Source organism: Streptomyces sp. NPDC051555 (genome assembly GCF_044454405.1).
Taxonomy (GTDB): domain Bacteria; phylum Actinomycetota; class Actinomycetes; order Streptomycetales; family Streptomycetaceae; genus Streptomyces.
In genome coordinates, this window is the sequence record NZ_JBITDP010000004.1 from 345636 (window position 1) to 361843 (window position 16208).

The window sequence follows — 16208 nt, forward strand, 5'->3', positions numbered from 1 at the left end:
CCCCGCCCCCGCGCGCGCGGCCGCCGCCCCCCCGGGCGGGGGCAGCCAAGCGCCGCGGGGCCCGCGGCGGGGCCCCCCCCCGGGGCGCCCCCCCCCCCCCCCCGCCCCCGCGGCCCGAGGGCCCGGCCGTACTAGAACTTGTTGCGCGGGGTGATCCCCAGCGACATGCCCGACAGGCCGCGCGCGCGGCCGCCCAGCTTGCCCGCGATCGCCCGCAGCGCCGCCCCGGCGGGCGAGTCGGGAGCGGCCAGCACCACCGGCCGGCCGTCGTCGCCGCCCTCGCGCAGCCGGACGTCGATCGGAATCTGGCCCAGCACCGGCACCGTGGAGCCGATGGTCCGCGTCAGGCCGTCGGCGACCGCCTGGCCACCGCCCGAGCCGAACACGTCGACCATCTCGTCGCAGTGCGGGCAGGGCAGCCCGGACATGTTCTCGACGACGCCGACGATCTTCTGGTGGGTCTGCACGGCGATCGAACCGGCCCGCTCGGCCACCTCGGCGGCGGCCTGCTGCGGGGTGGTGACGACCAGGATCTCCGCATTCGGCACCAGCTGCGCCACCGAGATCGCGATGTCACCGGTGCCCGGCGGCAGGTCGAGCAGCAGGACGTCCAGGTCGCCCCAGTACACGTCCGCCAGGAACTGCTGGAGCGCGCGGTGCAGCATCGGGCCGCGCCACACCACGGGCGCGTTGCCCGGGGTGAACATGCCGATGGAGATGACCTTCACGCCGTTCGCCGACGGCGGCATGATCATGTTCTCGACCTGGGTCGGCTTGCCCTCGACGCCCAGCATGCGCGGCACGCTGTGGCCGTAGATGTCCGCGTCCACGACGCCGACCTTCAGGCCGTCGGCCGCCATCGCCGCGGCGAGGTTGACCGTGACCGAGGACTTGCCCACGCCGCCCTTGCCGGAGGCGACGGCGTAGACGCGCGTCAGCGAGCCGGGCTGGGCGAAGGGCACCTCGCGCTCGGCGGTGCCGCCGCGCAGGCTGCTCGCCAGGTCCTTGCGCTGCTCGTCGCTCATCACGTCCAGCGTGACGGCAACCGAGGTGACGCCCGGGACCCGCTCGACGGCCTCGGTGACGTTCTTGGTGATGGTCTCGCGCATGGGACAGCCCGACACCGTGAGGTAGACGGTGACGGCGACCGCTCCGCCGTCGCCGACGTCCACCGATTTGACCATGCCGAGTTCGGTGATCGGCCGGTGGATCTCGGGGTCGTTCACCGTCGCCAGCGCGTCGAGGATCGCGTCCTGATCGGGCCCGGCCTGGTCGGGCGCGGCGGCGGAGCTTGTGTCGGTAGCCATGCCCCGATGGTACGGCTCGGTAGCACGCCGTCGGTAAGCCCGTCAGCGGTCGCCTTCGTCACGTTCGGACGGGAAGAGCCGGCGCTCGTCCATCTCCTTGATCAGGTCCTGGAACTCCGACCGGATCCAGTCGCGGGTCGCGACCTCGCCGAGACCCATCCGCAGCGCCGCGATCTCCCGGGTGAGGTACTCCGTGTCCGCGATGGAGCGCTCGTTCTGCTTGCGGTCCTGCTCCAGGTTGACCCGGTCGCGGTCGTCCTGCCGGTTCTGCGCGAGCAGGATCAGCGGAGCGGCGTAGGACGCCTGGAGGGACAGCATCAGGGTCAGGAAGATGAAGGGGTACTCGTCGAACCGCCACGGGTCGGGCGCGAAGATGTTCCACAGCACCCAGGCGATGATGACGACCGTCATCCAGACGATGAACCGCCCCGTGCCGAGGAAGCGCGCCACCCGCTCCGACAGCCGGCCGAAGGCCTCCGGGTCGTACTCGGGGAGCAGCCGCCGGCGCGCCGGGCGCGGCAGGTCCAGGCGCACGCGCGAACGCGTCAGCGCGCTCGACCCGGTCGACTGGCCGGCCTTCATCCGCTCGGCCCGGCCCTCGCGCGCCTCGCGCTCGGCCCGGTCGTGCCGGTCCGCCCGCTCCGCGCGCACCCGGCCCGCGACCTCGTCCAGCCGGTCCGACAAGCCGTGCTCCCGCCCGTGTTCGCGCGCCTGCGCCCTGGCCTGCTCGCGGCGCTCCTTGATCTGCTCCCGGCGGCGCTCCCGCCCGGAATCGCGCCCCCGGTCAGTGCCCACTACCGGCCTCCTCGGAGTGGAAGTCCGTCTCGCGCCAGTCGTCGGGCAGCAGGTGGTCCAGTACGTCGTCCACCGTCACGGCGCCGAGCAGCGAGCCGCTCTCGTCGACCACCGGCACCGCGACCATGTTGTAGGCGGCGAGGTAGCTGGTCACCGCCGGCAGCGAGGCGTTCGGGCGCAGCGGCGGCAGGTCCGTGTCCACCAGCGAGCTCACCAGCGTGAACGGCGGGTCGCGCAGCAGCCGCTGGAAGTGCACGGTGCCCAGGTACTTGCCGGTCGGCGTCTCGTCCGGCGGGCGGCACACGTAGACCTGCGCGGCCAGCGCCGGGGACAGGTCCGACTGCCGTACGCGCGCCAGCGCGTCCGCGACCGTGGCGTCCGGCCGCAGCACGATCGGCTCGGTCGTCATCAGACCGCCCGCCGTGCGCTCCTCGTAGGACAGCAGGCGCCGCACGTCGGCCGCGTCGTCCGGCTGCATCAGGGTCAGCAGCCGCTCCTTGTCGACCTCGGGCAGCTCGGAGAGCAGGTCGGCCGCGTCGTCCGGGTCCATCGCCTCCAGCACGTCCGCGGCGCGCTCCTCCTTGAGCTTGCCGAGGATCTCCACCTGGTCGTCCTCGGGCAGCTCCTCCAGCACGTCCGCGAGCCGGTCGTCGTCGAGGGCGTTGGCCACCTCGGCGCGCCGCTTCGGCGTCAGGTGGTGCAGGACGTTCGCGAGGTCGGCGGGACGCATCGTCTCGAAGGTGGCGACCAGGTTCTCGGCGCCCTGCCCGTCCTCCTCCAGGGAGAAGCCGGTCACCCCCGACCAGTCCACGGTCAGCGTCTCGCCGCGGCGGCGCAGCGCGCCCGCCTTGCCCTTGCGGACGAAGATCCGGTTGATCTCCCAGTCGCGCCGGGCCGGGAGCTGCTGGATGGCCACGTCCAGGACGGTGACCTCCTCGTCGTCCGCGACGAGCCGCACCCGGCGGTCCAGCAGCTCGCCCAGGACGAGGCGCTCGGTGGGGCGCTGCTCGAAGCGCCGCATGTTGACCACGCCGGTCGTGATGACCTGTCCCGACTCCACGCCGGTCACCCGGGTCATGGGCACGAAGATGCGGCGCCGGCTCACCACCTCGACGACCAGGCCCAGCAGCCGGGGCGGGCGTCCGCCCACGCGCAGCATCGCCACCAGGTCGCGGACCCGGCCCACCTGGTCGCCGTTGGGGTCGAAGACGGGTACGCCCGACAGATGCGAGACAAAGATCCGCGGGGCGCCTGCCACCATCCGAGCGCCTCCTGGAGCGTCGATCAAGATTCCTGCCGCCCTCAGGCTAGCCCGTGCCGCCGCGAACCGCCCTGGTGGGGCGTTCCGCCCGGGCCCGGGTCGCGCACGACGTGCGGGTACGCTGCCTGCTGCTCGCTGACGACCGACGAGAGGCACCTGCCCGTGACCGCCACCTTCCCTGCCGCACGGCTGCGCCGGACCACCGCCATCGGGGTCCTCTGCGCGGGTCTGGCCATCGCCGCCACGGGCTGCGGGGAGGACCCCGACAAGGGCACCAACGGGGTCGGCAAGCTGTCCGCGGACAAGATCGAGTCCAAGGCGCGCGCGGCCGCCTCGGAGGCCAAGGCGGTGCACCTGTCCGGCACCCTGGTCAGCGGTGGCAAGTCCTTCACGCTGGACATGAAGCTGAAGTCGGACGGCGGTTCGGGGGAGGTCAGGTCCAAGGACAACACCTTCCGGCTGCTGCGGGTGGGGGAGCAGCTCTACCTGAAGGCCGACGCGGCGTTCTGGGGGCAGTCGGAGGCGGCCGGCAAGCTCGGCGACAAGTTCGTCAAGGTCCCCGCGGCCGACCCCTCCTACAAGCAGTTCCGCGGCTTCACCGACATGCAGGTCCTGCTGGACGGGCTGCTCGGCATCGGCGGAAAGCTCGCCAAGGGCGCCGAGTACGCGAAGGTCGGCCCCACCAGGGCGGTCCTGCTCACCTCGGACGGCGGCAAGGGCGGCAAGCTCGCCGTCTCCCTGGAGGGCACCCCGTACCCGCTGCGGGTGGAACGCGCGGGCGGCGCCGGTCGGGTCGAGCTGACCGACTGGGGCCGGCAGTTCCCGCTGGCCGCCCCGGCCCAGGACCAGACCGTGGACTACGGGTCCCAGCTGCCCACGACCAAGGGCACCGGCACCGGCAAGAGCCCGGGCCCCGGCGCGAGCAGGAGCGGCGCCGGGGACGACGACGCGAGCGGCGCGGCCGGCGGATCCGGCGGCCAGGGCGCGGACCCGGGCAGCGGCGGCTGAGCGGTCTCCCGCTACCCGCGGGCCTTCTTGCGCTTCAGGAGCAGCTTCGGGAGGGCCGCCGGGGCGGGCAGCCGGGTGGTGGCCGGGGACGGCAGCGGCCGCGCGGCCAGCGATGCGGCGGGCAGCTCGGTCGTCGCCGCCACCGGCTCCAACCGCAGCAGCCGGCACTCGCGCGCCCAGCGCTCGGTCATCAGCTCCGAGTCGGGCGCGTTCAGCCGCTTGCCCTTCAGCTCGGCCACCGCCGCCAGCCAGGGCTCGCCGTGCGGGGCCAGCTCGGTGACCGCGGCGGTCCAGGCGACCAGCCGACCGCCCTTGTCCTTGCTGCGCACGGTCACCTCGGCCGTCGCGCCGTCGGCGAGACCGGGGAAGGGCTGCTCGCCGGGCCCGTCGCCCAGGACGTGGGCCGCCCCGTCCACCCACGCGTGCCACAGGGCCCGGTCGGGCCCGCTGCCCCGGACCCAGATGAGGCCGGACTTCTTGGTGGCCTCCTCGACGAGGGCCAGGTCGAGCGTGCTGAGAGTCATGCGCACAGGGTAGCCAGCCGCGCGTGCGGCGCTACAGCCAACCGCGGGTGCGCCCCTACAGCCAGCCGTGGCGGCGCAGGGACCGGTGGATGGCGAAGCAACTGGCGGCGATGGCGGCCATCACCATCGGGTAGCCGTAGCGCCAGTGCAGCTCCGGCATGTGCTCGAAGTTCATGCCGTAGACCCCGCAGATCATCGTCGGCACCGCGATGATCGCCGCCCACGAGGTGATCTTGCGCATGTCCTCGTTCTGCGCGACCGTGGCCTGCGCCAGATTGGCCTGGAGGATCGAGTTCAGCAGTTCGTCGAAGCCGATGACCTGCTCGTGCACCCGGGCCAAGTGGTCGGCGACGTCGCGGAAGTACTTCTGGATGTCCGGGTCCACCAGCCGCATCGGCCGCTCGCTGAGCAGCTCCATCGGCCGCAGCAGCGGGGACACCGCCCGCTTGAACTCCAGCACCTCGCGCTTGAGCTGGTAGATCCGGCCCGCGTCCGCACCGCGCGGACTGCCCTTGGCGGGGGCCGCGAAGACCGCGCTCTCCACCTCGTCGATGTCGTCCTGGACCGCCGAGGCCACCGCGATGTACCCGTCGACCACGTGGTCCGCGATCGAGTGCAGGACGGCCGAGGGCCCCTTGGCCAACAGCTCGGGGTCGTCCTGGAGCCGGTGGCGCAGGCCCTTGAGGGAGCCCTGGCCGCCGTGCCGCACGGTGATGACGAAGTCCGGGCCGGTGAAGCACATCACCTCGCCGGTCTCCACGACCTCGCTGGTGGCGGTGAGTTGGGCGTGCTCGACGTAGTGGATGGTCTTGAAGACGGTGAAGAGGGTGTCGTCGTAGCGCTCCAGCTTCGGCCGCTGGTGGGCGTGCACCGCGTCCTCCACGGCCAGCGGGTGCAGTCCGAAGGCGGCCGCGATCCCGGCGAACTCGGCCTCGGTCGGCTCGTGCAGGCCGATCCAGGCGAAGCCGCCGTCCTCGCGCACCCGGCGCATCGCCTCGCGCGGCGTCAGGCAGGCGGCACCCCGGTCGCGGCGGCCCGCGCGGTAGACGGCGCAGTCGACGACCGCGCTGCTCGCGGAGTGGTCGCGGGTGGTGTCGTAGCCGGACTGGGTCGGGGTGGACCTGCGCAGTGCGGGACGTACGGCCGCGCGGAGGTAGGGCAGCATCGACATGGCAGGCTCCTTCGCGCGGCTGCGGGCCACGCGGGTCGGAGACCTTCCGCCGCTGCGGGCAGGCGGAAGGAAGCAGGACGGGAGGAAAGGTTCTGCCGTCGCTCTTCAGCTCAAAGGGAGCGTGAGGCACCCGTGGAAGAGCGGTTGGTACTGCACGATCGACTTCGATCCATTGCAGCCCCACCTCCTCCGGCCGGTCCCCCGTGGGGGAAGTCCTGTCGCCGGAGCATGCATCCACGCTTCTGCGTGTGGCCCCGGCCAGCGGTCCACAGTAACAGCCGACGGATGGTCAAGAGCCTGCCTTTACCCCAGCGATAGGAGTTCTATGCTCGCCCCATGGCAGAACTTCTGGCACTTGTCGAAGCCCGGCTGCGCACCGCGCTGGGTGAGCCCGACGCCCGCGCCGCCGTCACCTTCCTCGGCACCGACCGCATCGAGGTCCTCCGCTTCCTCGACGGTGACGTGGTGCGCTACGCGACCCTCGGAATGTCGGCGCAGCCGATGGGCGACCCCACCGTGGTGGTGTCCGATCCGGTCCGCGGGCCGCGCGCCGAGCTGGTCCTGACGGTGCGGGCGGGCGTGGTCCCGACCGACCAGGTGCTCCGGCCGCTCGCGGTCCTCGGGGCCTCCCCGCAGGTCGAGGGGCTCGTGGTGTCGCCCGGGGCCTCGCTGGACGTGGGCGAACCGCTGTGGCCCGGGGCGCCGTTCAGCTCCGTCCTGGTCGCCGAGCCGGGCGGGCTGGTGGAGGACCTGGAGTTGGACGCGCCGATGGACCCGGTGCGCTTCCTGCCGCTGCTGCCGATGACCGGGAACGAGGCCGCCTGGAAGCGGGTGCACGGCGCGGCGGCCCTGCAGGAACGCTGGCTCGCGCGCGGCACGGACCTGCGCGACCCCCGGCGCACCTCCGTGTCCCTGGACTGACGGCCGGGCCGATCGTGCGGGGCGGCCGGCGCCCCGGACAGGCGGCTCCCGGGTGACTGACGGGCGCCACCGGGGGTAGGTATCGACTCCGGACGGGTGATCGTCCCTTGACGCGGCGGCGGACGGGGAGGAGCGTGGCTCTGTATGAGGGGCGAACCGAGTTGCCCGAAGTGTGGTGGCCGGGTCAGGGCGCCCGGTCTTTTCGCTGACTCCTGGCAGTGCTCCGTGCACGGCACCGTCCACCCCCTGCAGCCCGTCATCCCGCCCAGCGTCGAGGGTCTCGGCGTCGTGGTGCACCGCGCGCAGGTGCCGGTGTGGATGCCGTGGCCGCTGCCGGTCGGCTGGCTGTTCACCGGGGTCGCGTCCGCCGGGGACGACCGCAGCGGCGGGCGGGCCACCGCGGTGGCGTGCTCCGGACCCGGTCCGCTGGGCGGCATCGGCGAGCTGTTGCTGGTCGCCGAGGAGCTGGGCGTGGGCCTGGGCGCGCGGTACGCGGGCATCGACGGCCCCGACCCGGGCCCCTTCATGGACGTATCGGCCCCGCCGCACGCCAAGGTGGTGGCCGCCGGGCGGCCGACCCCGATGTGGCACGTCACGGGGACCCCTGAGGACCGCGCCGTCTTCGCCGGCGAGGCGCGCGGGCTGTGGCTGTGGGCCGTCGTGTGGCCCGAGCAGTCCGGGCTGCTGATGTACGACGAGCTGGTGCTGACCGACCTGCGGGACGCGGGCGCCGAGGTGGAGCTGCTGCCCTGCGGGGCGTTGAGCCCGCGGATCCTGGGCGGAGCCACCTGAGCGGGTCCCGGTCGCGGCCCCCGCCCGCCGGTCCCCTTCGCCCGTACGCCCGTCAAGCCTTGGCCAGAGCAGGACCTTCTGCCCGGTTATCCTGAGGTGTCCCCGTCCGTCCGATCCCTGGAGCCGTGCCGTGCGCATCGACCTGCACGCCCACTCCACGGCTTCCGACGGTACGGACACCCCCGCCGAGCTGGTCCGCAACGCGGCCGCCGCCGGGCTGGACGTCGTCGCCCTGACCGACCACGACACCGTCGGCGGTCACGCCGAGGCGATCGCGGCGGTGCCGCGGGGGCTCACCCTGGTCACCGGCGCCGAGCTGTCCTGCCGCCTCGACGGCATCGGGCTGCACATGCTGGCGTACCTCTTCGATCCGGCCGAGCCCGAGCTGTTCCGCGAGCGCGAGCTCGTCCGCGACGACCGGGTGCCGCGCGCGCGGGCGATGGTGGGCACGCTCCAGGAGCTCGGCGTCCCCATCACCTGGGAACAGGTGGCACGGATCGCCGGCGACGGTTCGGTCGGCCGCCCGCACATCGCCACGGCGATGGTGGAGGCGGGCGTCGTGGCCAGCGTGTCGGACGCCTTCACCCCGCAGTGGCTGGCCGACGGCGGCCGTGCCTACGCCCGGAAGCACGAGCTGGACCCCTTCGAGGCGATCCGGCTGGTCAAGGCGGCCGGCGGGGTCACCGTCTTCGCGCACCCGCTCGCCCTCAAGCGGGGGCAGTGCGTGCCGGAGGCCGCGATAGCCGAGCTCGCGGCCGCGGGTCTGGACGGCGTCGAGGTGGACCACATGGACCACGATCCCGCCACGCGCGCGCGGCTGCGCGGCCTCGCGGGCGAGCTGGGCCTGCTGACGACGGGCTCCAGCGACTACCACGGCAGTCGCAAGACCTGCCGGCTCGGGGAGTTCACGACCGACCCCGAGATCTACGGCGAGATCACCCGCCGCGCGACCGGGGCCTTCCCGGTTCCCGGCGCGGGCGGACGCGACCGCACCGGCGCGTAAGCGCCCCCGTACGCCCGCCGCGCGCGCCGTCCCCCGAGGGCCCACGAGCCCCGTGGGGTCCTCCCGGCTTCCGGGTCCCCTCCCGGAGCGCCCGGAGCAGGTCCCGCACGCGCGCTCGCGTACGTCCCCACACCCTTCATCCCACACCCCTCATCTCCTGCAAGGCGCAAGGCATCACTGTGTTCGATCTCGCCGTCTTCGGCTCCCTCTTCCTCACCCTCTTCGTCATCATGGATCCCCCCGGGATCACCCCGATCTTCCTCGCGCTGACCTCCGGCCGCCCGGCCAAGGTGCAGCGCCGGATGGCCTGGCAGGCGGTGTGCGTCGCCTTCGGCGTGATCGCCGTCTTCGGCATCTGCGGCCAGCAGATCCTCGACTACCTGCACGTCTCGGTGCCCGCGCTGATGATCGCGGGCGGTCTGCTGCTCCTGCTGATCGCGCTCGACCTGCTCACCGGCAAGACGGACGAGCCGAAGCAGACCAAGGACGTGAACGTCGCGCTGGTGCCGCTGGGCATGCCGCTGCTGGCCGGTCCCGGTGCGATCGTCTCGGTGATCCTCGCGGTGCAGAAGGCCGACGGCCTCTCCGGACAGGTCTCCGTCTGGTCCGCGATCATCGCGATGCACGTGGTGCTGTGGATCACGATGCGCTACTCGCTGGTGATCATCCGGGTCATCAAGGACGGCGGCGTGGTGCTGGTGACCCGGCTGGCGGGCATGATGCTCTCCGCGATCGCGGTCCAGCAGATCATCAACGGCGTGCTCCAGGTCGTCCACAACGCCTGAGCGCCCCGAACGGGCCGCGGCGCCCGCCGCCGGTCATGCGAACGCCCCCGCACCGGGTCGGTGCGGGGGCGTCGCGCAATGGGTGCGGCGTGGGTTCGCCGTCAGGAGGACGCGGACTCGAACGGTCGGATGAGGATGCGCTGGCCGATAGATGCGGCCTGCTGCACGATCCGGTTGACGGAGGCCGCGTCCACGACGGTGCTGTCCACGGCGGTTCCGTCGACATCGTCCAGGCGCAGAATCTCGAAGCGCATCGGCTTCTCCCTTCGTCGGTGTTCTCCTTGCATGTGTTCCAACGAAGTGTAGGAGGCAAACATTCCCTACGCTAAGGAAATTTTTTCACTTGCTAAGGATTGACCCGTCGAAGTCTGCCCAGAAGGCCGTCAGGGCCCGGGCCGTCGCCGCCGGATCCTCCGCGTTGGGGGAGTGCTCGGTGCCCTCGATGACGGCCCGCCGGGCGCCGAGGCGGTCGGCCATCGCGTCCAGCCACGGCACCGGCCACGCCTGGTCCACGGCCCCCGACAGCACCAGCTTCGGCAGCTCCACCGCGGCCAGCTCGGCCACCCGGTCGGGCTCGGAGATCAGGATCCGCCCGGTCGCGATCAGCTGCTCCGGTACGGTCGCCAGCCAGCGCCCCCGCAGGAACTCCGCCAGCTCCTCGCCGTCCGGCGCCGCGTCCTCGGGATCCTGGGCGCGCATGGCCGCCCATACGGCCGGCATGTCCTCCCGCAGCATCTCCAGCGCCGCCACGAGCAGCTTCGTGCGGTCCTGCTGGGCGGCGTCGATGGCGGCCGGGCCGCTGCTCATCAGGGTGAGCGAGGCGAAGGGGGCCGGGTCGCGCAGGACGGCGGCGCGGGCGACCAGACCGCCCAGCGAGTGGCCGACCAGGTGCACCGGACGGTCGCCGGCGTCCAGCGCGGCCGTCTGGGCCAGCAGGTCCCGCCCCAGCTCGGCCAGGGTGTAGGCGTCCTCGTCGCGCGGCCCGGCGCTCTCGTACTGCCCGCGCCCGTCCACCGCGACGACCCGGTACCCGGCCGTCGCCAGGGGCTCCAGCAGGCCGATGAAGTCCTCCTTGCTCCCGGTGTACCCGGGGACCAGCAAGGCGGTGCCGCGCAGCGGCTCACCGGCCTCGTGTACGGCGAACGCGCCCCGGTCGGTGCTCAGGGACCGGGCGCGGGCGTGGGGCGGCAGGGTGAGGCGCGGCGGCTTGCTCATGGCCAGAGGTTACCGGCCCGTAGGCGGCGCCGCCCGGGCACTGCGCCGGGATGCGCGGACGGCCCCGCTCCCCCTCGGAAAGGGGGAGCGGGGCCGTCCGGTGGAGCGGGTGCCTACGCCTCGGGGGCGGCGGCGGCCTTGCGGGTCCGGGTCCGCTTCGGCTTGACCGGAGCGTCCTCGGTGGCGACCGCGGCGGCCTCGGCGACCGGAGCGGCCTCGGCGACCGGAGCGGCCTCGGCGACCTTGCGGGTCCGGGTGCGCTTCGGCTTCACGGGAGCCTCCTCGGCGACCGCGACCGCGACAGCGGCGGCTTCGACGACCGCGGCGGCCTCGGCGACCGGGGCGGCCTCGGCGACCTTGCGGGTCCGGGTGCGCTTCGGCTTGACCGGAGCCTCCTCGACCACGGTGGCCACGGCGACCGCGGGGGCCACGGCGACGGGCGCCTCGACCACGGCGGCCTTGGCGACCGTACGGGTCACCGGAGCCGGAGCCTTGCGGGGCGCGCGGGTGGCCCTGCGGACCGGGGCGGGCTCGACCGGCGGGGCCATCTGGAAGTCCACCTCGGCCACGGCCGGGACGAACGGCGCGAGCGGTTCGAGCTTGGCCGGGGTGCGCGTGGCCGGGGTGCGGGTGGCCGGTGCGCGGGTGATCGGGGTGCGCATGGCCGGGGTGCGGGTGACCGCGGGTGCCTCGGTGGCGGCGGCGGGCGCCGTGCCACGGGTGCGACGGCGGCGCGGCTTGCGCGCCTCGTCGGCGGCCGGGGCCTCGGGGGCCTCGGCGACCGGGCTCACCGGAGCGGCCACGGCCACGGCCGCGGTCTCCACGGCCGGGCTCTCCACGGCCACGGCGCCCTCGGCCGCCTCCGAACCGCCACGGGTGCGGCGGCGCTGACGCGGCGTGCGGGTGCGCTCGGGACGCTCCTCGGCCACCGGAGCGGCGGCGGCGGCCGGGCCGCGACCGCCACGGCCACCGCGGCCGCCGGTCTCGCCCAGGTCTTCCAGGTTCTCGGCCTTCAGGCCGGCCCGCGTGCGCTCGGCGCGCGGCAGGATGCCCTTGGTGCCGGCCGGGATGTTCATCTGCTCGTACAGGTGCGGGGACGTGGAGTACGTCTCCACCGGGTCGTGGAAGTCCAGCTCCAGCGCCTTGTTGATCAGCTGCCAGCGCGGGATGTCGTCCCAGTCGACCAGGGTGACGGCGATGCCCTTCTTGCCCGCGCGGCCGGTGCGGCCCACGCGGTGCAGGAAGGTCTTCTCGTCCTCGGGGGTCTGGTAGTTGATGACGTGGGTGACACCCTCGACATCGATACCGCGGGCGGCGACGTCGGTGCAGACCAGCACGTCGACCTTGCCGTTGCGGAAGGCGCGCAGCGCCTGCTCGCGGGCACCCTGGCCCAGGTCGCCGTGGACGGCGCCCGACGCGAAGCCGCGCTTTTCGAGCTGCTCGGCGATGTCGGCCGCGGTGCGCTTGGTGCGGCAGAAGATCATGGCGAGCCCGCGGCCTTCGGCCTGCAGGATGCGGGAGACGAGCTCCGGCTTGTCCATGTTGTGCGCGCGGAAGACGTGCTGCGCGGTGTTGGCGACGGTCGCGCCCTCGCCGTCCTCGGAGACGGCGCGGATGTGGGTCGGCTGCGTCATGTACCGACGGGCCAGGCCGATGACCGCGCCCGGCATGGTCGCCGAGAACAGCATGGTCTGACGCTTCGGCGGCAGGTAGCTCATGATCCGCTCGACGTCGGGCAGGAAGCCCAGGTCGAGCATCTCGTCGGCCTCGTCCAGGACGAGGGCCTTGATGTGCGACAGGTCGAGCTTCTTCTGCCCGGCCAGGTCGAGCAGGCGGCCCGGGGTGCCGACGATGATGTCGACGCCCTTCTTGAGCGCCTCGACCTGCGGCTCGTACGCGCGGCCGCCGTATATGGCGAGGACGCGGACGTTGCGGACCTTGCCCGCGGTCAGCAGGTCGTTGGTCACCTGGGTGCAGAGCTCGCGGGTCGGAACCACCACGAGGGCCTGCGGAGCGTCGGTCAGCTGGTCGGGGCGGGCCCGTCCGGCCTCGACGTCCGCGGGGACGACGACCCGCTCCAGCAGGGGAAGGCCGAAACCGAGCGTCTTGCCGGTACCGGTCTTGGCCTGGCCGATGACGTCCGTGCCGGTGAGGGCGACGGGGAGGGTCATCTCCTGGATCGGGAAGGGGGACACGATGCCGACGGCTTCAAGGGCTTCGGCGGTCTCGGGGAAGATCCCGAGGTCTCGGAACGTAGTCAGGGTGCTGCCTCTTCTGTGAGACGCGGCCCGAGGCGGCGAAGGGGGTCGTACCGTGCCAGGCTTGCAGTACTGCTGTGTACGGAAGCTGCGCGGGACCACGGGCCTTCGCTCAAGCGCTCATGCCGCTGAGGGGGCCCCTCGTGGGCGATGCGCATGAACGCACACACCACGCCGAGGGCGGTCGGGGTTGGAGCCGATCGGGCCACCGACCGGGCATCCTCATTGGGACGGCCCGCCGAGTATCCGGCAGGCGCATTACCACTGTACCCCGGAATCGCGCAGCTGTGTCGGGTGAATTCACCAGGTCGACACCGGCGTGCGGGTCGGACCACCGGTTTCGCGGCGGCCTCCCGTGCAGTGGGCACGTGGTTTCCACGGGGCCCGAGCGGGCTATTGTGCGGAGCATGTCGACCGTAGAAAACGCATCGCCCGCCGCAGCCGACGACCCCGGCGCGAACGCCGGCATCGCTGCCCAGAACTGGTCCGAGGCCTCGTCCTCGCCGCAGTACCGGGCCGCCGTCGTGGACCTGCTCGGCGCCCTCGCGTACGGAGAACTGGCCGCCTTCGAGCGACTCGCGGAGGACGCGAAGCTCGCGCCCACCCTCGACGACAAGGCCGAACTGGCCAAGATGGCGTCCGCCGAGTTCCACCACTTCGAGCGGCTGCGGGACCGGCTCGCGGCCATCGACGCCGAGCCGACCGGCGCCATGGAGCCCTTCGCCAAGGGCGTGGACGACTTCCACCGCCAGACCGCGCCGTCGGACTGGCTGGAGGGCCTGGTCAAGGCCTACGTCGGCGACTCGATCGCCAGTGACTTCTACCGCGAGGTCGCCACCCACCTCGACACCGACACCCGCGCCCTGGTGCTCGCCGTGCTCGACGACACCGGTCACGGCGGCTTCGCCATCGAGAAGGTGCGCGCCGCGATCGAGGCCGACCCGCGCTGCGGCGGCCGCCTCGCGCTGTGGGCCCGCCGCCTGATGGGCGAGGCGCTCTCGCAGGCGCAGCGCGTGGTCGCCGAGCGCGACGCGCTCTCCACCATGCTCGTCGGTGGCGTGGACGGGATGGCCGCGGGCTTCGACCTCGCGGCCGTCGGCGAGATGTTCACCCGCATCACCAAGGCGCACACCAAGCGGATGGCGGCCCTCGGCCTCGCGGCCTGACGACGCACGCCCGCCGGCCGGATCCCGGCCGGTCATGACGGTGGCCCCGCAGCGGATGTCCGCTTCGGGGCCACCGTCATGACCGGTAGGTGTTCGTCAGCTATTCATCAGCCCGCCGGGACCGAAAACGGAGTCCGGCCGGACGTCCTCCCAGGCCGCCGCGCGGGCCGCAGCAGGAGGGAGAGGACCACCGCCGAAACGAGCGCCCCGCCGAGGATGGTGGCGCTCGGCGTGGTGTGTCCCGGGCCCAGTGCGTAATGGGTGAGGTACGACCCGAACAACGCCCCCAATACCGCGCTGACCAGCACGGTTCTGGATGAGGGCAGGCGCGTCGGGAGCATTCTGAGGGCCGCGGCGGCCAAGGCGAGACCGAGCAGGGCCGAGCCGAGCGCTTCCAGCAGCATGATGAGGTCCCTCCCGCAGGTCAGGGCAAATCGGATCACAGGCGTCCTACCCGAAGCGGAAGAAAGAGAAACGGCCCGGTGGGGTCAACCACCGGGCCGTCGCGTTCGTTCTCTTCGCTCCTCAGAGCGCGCCGAAGCCCACCTTGCGGATGCTGGGCTCGCCCAGGTCGACGTACGACAGGCGGTCGGCCGGCACCAGGACCTTGCGGCCCTTGATGTCGGTGAGGCTGAGCAGCTGCGTCTTGCCGGACAGTGCGTCGGCGACGATGCTCTCGAGCTCATCGGCGCTCAAGCCGCTCTCCAGCACGATCTCCCGGGGTGCGTGCTGCACGCCGATCTTGACCTCCACGGCTTTGTCCCTCCGACGATCCGGTTCGCGCGATCACCGCGCCGTACTCGCCCCCACCCTAGCCCGCGGAGGCGACGCGAATGGCGTACAGCGGACACGCTGGCAGCGAACAGGTGCGCCGACGGGTGCGCCTACGACGGTCAGTGGCCGTCGGTGCCGTGCAGCGGGAAGCCCGCGATGCCGCGCCAGGCCAGTGAGGTCAGCAGGCCGACCGCGGTGTCCCGGGCGACCGGGCTGGAGCTGGACAGCCAGTACCGGGCCACGACCTGCGAGACCCCGCCCAGGCCCACGGCCAGCAGCATCGACTCGTCCGTCGACAGGCCGGTGTCCTCGGCGATGACCTCCGAGATCGCCTCGGCGCACTGGAGGGAGACCCGGTCGACCCGCTCGCGCACCGTCGGCTCGTTGGTCAGGTCGGACTCGAAGACGAGCCGGAAGGCGCCGCCCTCGTCCTCGACGTACGCGAAGTACGCGTCCATCGTGGCGGCCACGCGCAGCTTGTTGTCGGTCGTCGACGCCAGCGCGGTGCGCACCGCCAGGAGCAGCGACTCGCAGTGCTGGTCCAGCAGGGCCAGGTACAGGTCCAGCTTGCCCGGGAAGTGCTGGTAGAGCACCGGCTTGCTGACGCCCGCGCGCTCGGCGATGTCGTCCATCGCCGCCGCGTGGTAGCCCTGGGCCACGAACACTTCCTGGGCCGCGCCCAGGAGCTGGTTGCGTCGGGCTCGGCGCGGCAGTCGGGTGCCCCGCGGGCGCGCCGCCTCGGTCTGCTCGATGGCTGTCACGCCGCCTCCCACTTTCTCTCGGAACCCTGCGGCGCAGTGCGCCGCGCCCGCCATCGTACTTTTCGGTAACCGAATCCGGGGGGTCCGGGCCGAGTTTTCTCGCGGTACGGACGCCGGCAAGCGCCGCTGGTCAGCCCGGTCGGTCGCGGTCGGCCCGGTCAGCGGTAGTCGTCCTCGTCCAGGGCCACCACGCGCGCCTGCTCCGCCGCGTCCCCGTCCGACGCTTCGCCGGGATCGGCCGCGATGACCGGATCGTCGTCGAGCGGGGTCAGCTCGGTGCGCTGCTCCGCCGCGTCCGCCTCGGGGGCCTCGGGCCCGGGGGCTTCCCGCACGAGGTCCTGGAAGGTCTCCGGTTCCGCAGGGTCGACCGTCATGTGGTTCCCCTCATTCCCCTCATTCCCTTCGTTTCCTTCGTTTCCTCTGGATTCCCGCCTCCTCCTTCGAGCGTAGGAGCCTCCGGGGCCGGG

Annotated in this window: 18 protein-coding genes; 6 read left to right on the forward strand and 12 right to left on the reverse strand. The window is 72.9% G+C overall.

All coding sequences use genetic code 11. The features are described 5' to 3' along the window. Nucleotides 1-131 precede the first annotated feature (131 nt). The 3 genes from ACIBEA_RS12730 to ACIBEA_RS12740 all read right to left on the reverse strand — a co-directional run bounded on the left by ACIBEA_RS12730 (nt 132) and on the right by ACIBEA_RS12740 (nt 3363). Complete coding sequence (locus ACIBEA_RS12730) at nt 132-1307, reverse strand: Mrp/NBP35 family ATP-binding protein (protein ID WP_399259956.1); 1176 nt, start codon at nt 1305-1307, stop codon at nt 132-134. Nucleotides 1308-1349: 42 nt separating this feature from the next. Further along, nucleotides 1350-1889: a DUF1003 domain-containing protein gene (locus ACIBEA_RS12735; protein ID WP_385787782.1), complete on the reverse strand. Its 540-nt coding sequence runs from the start codon at nt 1887-1889 to the stop codon at nt 1350-1352. A gap of 202 nt (nt 1890-2091) precedes the next feature. Continuing rightward, on the reverse strand, nt 2092-3363 hold the full coding sequence (locus ACIBEA_RS12740; protein WP_399259958.1) for a magnesium transporter MgtE N-terminal domain-containing protein: 1272 nt from the start codon (nt 3361-3363) through the stop codon (nt 2092-2094). Nucleotides 3364-3525: 162 nt separating this feature from the next. Here ACIBEA_RS12740 and ACIBEA_RS12745 point away from each other — a divergent pair, with 162 nt between their 5' ends. Continuing rightward, complete coding sequence (locus ACIBEA_RS12745) at nt 3526-4371, forward strand: hypothetical protein (protein WP_399259960.1); 846 nt, start codon at nt 3526-3528, stop codon at nt 4369-4371. Nucleotides 4372-4382: 11 nt separating this feature from the next. Here the strand turns inward: ACIBEA_RS12745 and ACIBEA_RS12750 are convergent, their stop codons facing one another. Together ACIBEA_RS12750 and ACIBEA_RS12755 are read right to left on the reverse strand one after the other, a co-directional pair. Next, on the reverse strand, nt 4383-4895 hold the full coding sequence (locus tag ACIBEA_RS12750; protein ID WP_399259962.1) for a hypothetical protein: 513 nt from the start codon (nt 4893-4895) through the stop codon (nt 4383-4385). Between the two features lie 55 nt (nt 4896-4950). Next, complete coding sequence (locus tag ACIBEA_RS12755; RefSeq protein WP_399259963.1) at nt 4951-6066, reverse strand: magnesium and cobalt transport protein CorA; 1116 nt, start codon at nt 6064-6066, stop codon at nt 4951-4953. Between the two features lie 336 nt (nt 6067-6402). On the opposite strand from ACIBEA_RS12755, the gene ACIBEA_RS12760 reads away from it, so the two are divergent. From ACIBEA_RS12760 to ACIBEA_RS12775, 4 genes are all read left to right on the forward strand, one after another. Beyond that, nucleotides 6403-6987, forward strand: a complete 585-nt coding sequence (locus ACIBEA_RS12760; protein WP_399259965.1) for a suppressor of fused domain protein — start codon at nt 6403-6405, stop codon at nt 6985-6987. A 144-nt stretch (nt 6988-7131) separates the two neighbouring features. Then, nucleotides 7132-7779, forward strand: coding sequence for a DUF6758 family protein (locus ACIBEA_RS12765; protein ID WP_399259967.1), 648 nt, complete (start codon nt 7132-7134; stop codon nt 7777-7779). A gap of 130 nt (nt 7780-7909) precedes the next feature. Continuing rightward, nucleotides 7910-8782 carry a PHP domain-containing protein gene (locus tag ACIBEA_RS12770; RefSeq protein WP_399259969.1) on the forward strand — a complete coding sequence of 291 codons (873 nt, stop codon included), beginning with the start codon at nt 7910-7912 and terminating at the stop codon, nt 8780-8782. A gap of 179 nt (nt 8783-8961) precedes the next feature. After that, nucleotides 8962-9567: a MarC family protein gene (locus tag ACIBEA_RS12775; protein ID WP_399259971.1), complete on the forward strand. Its 606-nt coding sequence runs from the start codon at nt 8962-8964 to the stop codon at nt 9565-9567. Between the two features lie 101 nt (nt 9568-9668). Here the strand turns inward: ACIBEA_RS12775 and ACIBEA_RS12780 are convergent, their stop codons facing one another. The 3 genes from ACIBEA_RS12780 to ACIBEA_RS12790 all read right to left on the reverse strand — a co-directional run bounded on the left by ACIBEA_RS12780 (nt 9669) and on the right by ACIBEA_RS12790 (nt 12977). Beyond that, nucleotides 9669-9821 (reverse strand): hypothetical protein, encoded by a 153-nt coding sequence (locus ACIBEA_RS12780; protein WP_330332467.1) that lies wholly within the window; start codon nt 9819-9821, stop codon nt 9669-9671. A gap of 85 nt (nt 9822-9906) precedes the next feature. Continuing rightward, nucleotides 9907-10782: an alpha/beta fold hydrolase gene (locus ACIBEA_RS12785; RefSeq protein WP_399259973.1), complete on the reverse strand. Its 876-nt coding sequence runs from the start codon at nt 10780-10782 to the stop codon at nt 9907-9909. A 113-nt stretch (nt 10783-10895) separates the two neighbouring features. Then, nucleotides 10896-12977, reverse strand: a complete 2082-nt coding sequence (locus ACIBEA_RS12790; protein ID WP_399259975.1) for a DEAD/DEAH box helicase — start codon at nt 12975-12977, stop codon at nt 10896-10898. A gap of 470 nt (nt 12978-13447) precedes the next feature. On the opposite strand from ACIBEA_RS12790, the gene ACIBEA_RS12795 reads away from it, so the two are divergent. Continuing rightward, complete coding sequence (locus ACIBEA_RS12795) at nt 13448-14206, forward strand: ferritin-like fold-containing protein (protein ID WP_399259977.1); 759 nt, start codon at nt 13448-13450, stop codon at nt 14204-14206. Nucleotides 14207-14313: 107 nt separating this feature from the next. On the opposite strand, the gene ACIBEA_RS12800 is transcribed toward ACIBEA_RS12795, so the two are convergent. The 4 genes from ACIBEA_RS12800 to ACIBEA_RS12815 form a co-directional block, all read right to left on the reverse strand. After that, on the reverse strand, nt 14314-14610 hold the full coding sequence (locus tag ACIBEA_RS12800) for a hypothetical protein (protein WP_399259978.1): 297 nt from the start codon (nt 14608-14610) through the stop codon (nt 14314-14316). A 121-nt stretch (nt 14611-14731) separates the two neighbouring features. Continuing rightward, nucleotides 14732-14959 carry a DUF3107 domain-containing protein gene (locus ACIBEA_RS12805; protein WP_399259980.1) on the reverse strand — a complete coding sequence of 76 codons (228 nt, stop codon included), beginning with the start codon at nt 14957-14959 and terminating at the stop codon, nt 14732-14734. 140 nt (nt 14960-15099) lie between these two features. Beyond that, nucleotides 15100-15741 (reverse strand): TetR/AcrR family transcriptional regulator, encoded by a 642-nt coding sequence (locus tag ACIBEA_RS12810; RefSeq protein WP_399259982.1) that lies wholly within the window; start codon nt 15739-15741, stop codon nt 15100-15102. Between the two features lie 158 nt (nt 15742-15899). After that, the gene (locus tag ACIBEA_RS12815; RefSeq protein ID WP_399259984.1) at nt 15900-16115 is read right to left on the reverse strand and encodes a hypothetical protein; all 216 of its coding nucleotides are present in this window, start codon (nt 16113-16115) and stop codon (nt 15900-15902) included. Between the last annotated feature and the right edge of the window lie 93 nt (nt 16116-16208).

Bases quoted from the DNA above. Each gene is read 5' to 3' on its own strand.
- ACIBEA_RS12750 (WP_399259962.1), bottom strand. From the start codon at position 4,895: ATGACTCTCAGCACGCTCGACCTGGCCCTCGTCGAGGAGGCCACCAAG.
- ACIBEA_RS12755 (WP_399259963.1), bottom strand. From the start codon at position 6,066: ATGTCGATGCTGCCCTACCTCCGCGCGGCCGTACGTCCCGCACTGCGC.
- ACIBEA_RS12785 (WP_399259973.1), bottom strand. From the start codon at position 10,782: ATGAGCAAGCCGCCGCGCCTCACCCTGCCGCCCCACGCCCGCGCCCGG.
- ACIBEA_RS12800 (WP_399259978.1), bottom strand. From the start codon at position 14,610: ATGCTGCTGGAAGCGCTCGGCTCGGCCCTGCTCGGTCTCGCCTTGGCC.
- ACIBEA_RS12740 (WP_399259958.1), bottom strand. From the start codon at position 3,363: ATGGTGGCAGGCGCCCCGCGGATCTTTGTCTCGCATCTGTCGGGCGTA.
- ACIBEA_RS12795 (WP_399259977.1), top strand. From the start codon at position 13,448: ATGTCGACCGTAGAAAACGCATCGCCCGCCGCAGCCGACGACCCCGGC.
- ACIBEA_RS12735 (WP_385787782.1), bottom strand. From the start codon at position 1,889: ATGAAGGCCGGCCAGTCGACCGGGTCGAGCGCGCTGACGCGTTCGCGC.
- ACIBEA_RS12780 (WP_330332467.1), bottom strand. From the start codon at position 9,821: ATGCGCTTCGAGATTCTGCGCCTGGACGATGTCGACGGAACCGCCGTG.
- ACIBEA_RS12815 (WP_399259984.1), bottom strand. From the start codon at position 16,115: ATGACGGTCGACCCTGCGGAACCGGAGACCTTCCAGGACCTCGTGCGG.
- ACIBEA_RS12730 (WP_399259956.1), bottom strand. From the start codon at position 1,307: ATGGCTACCGACACAAGCTCCGCCGCCGCGCCCGACCAGGCCGGGCCC.
- ACIBEA_RS12765 (WP_399259967.1), top strand. From the start codon at position 7,132: ATGAGGGGCGAACCGAGTTGCCCGAAGTGTGGTGGCCGGGTCAGGGCG.
- ACIBEA_RS12760 (WP_399259965.1), top strand. From the start codon at position 6,403: ATGGCAGAACTTCTGGCACTTGTCGAAGCCCGGCTGCGCACCGCGCTG.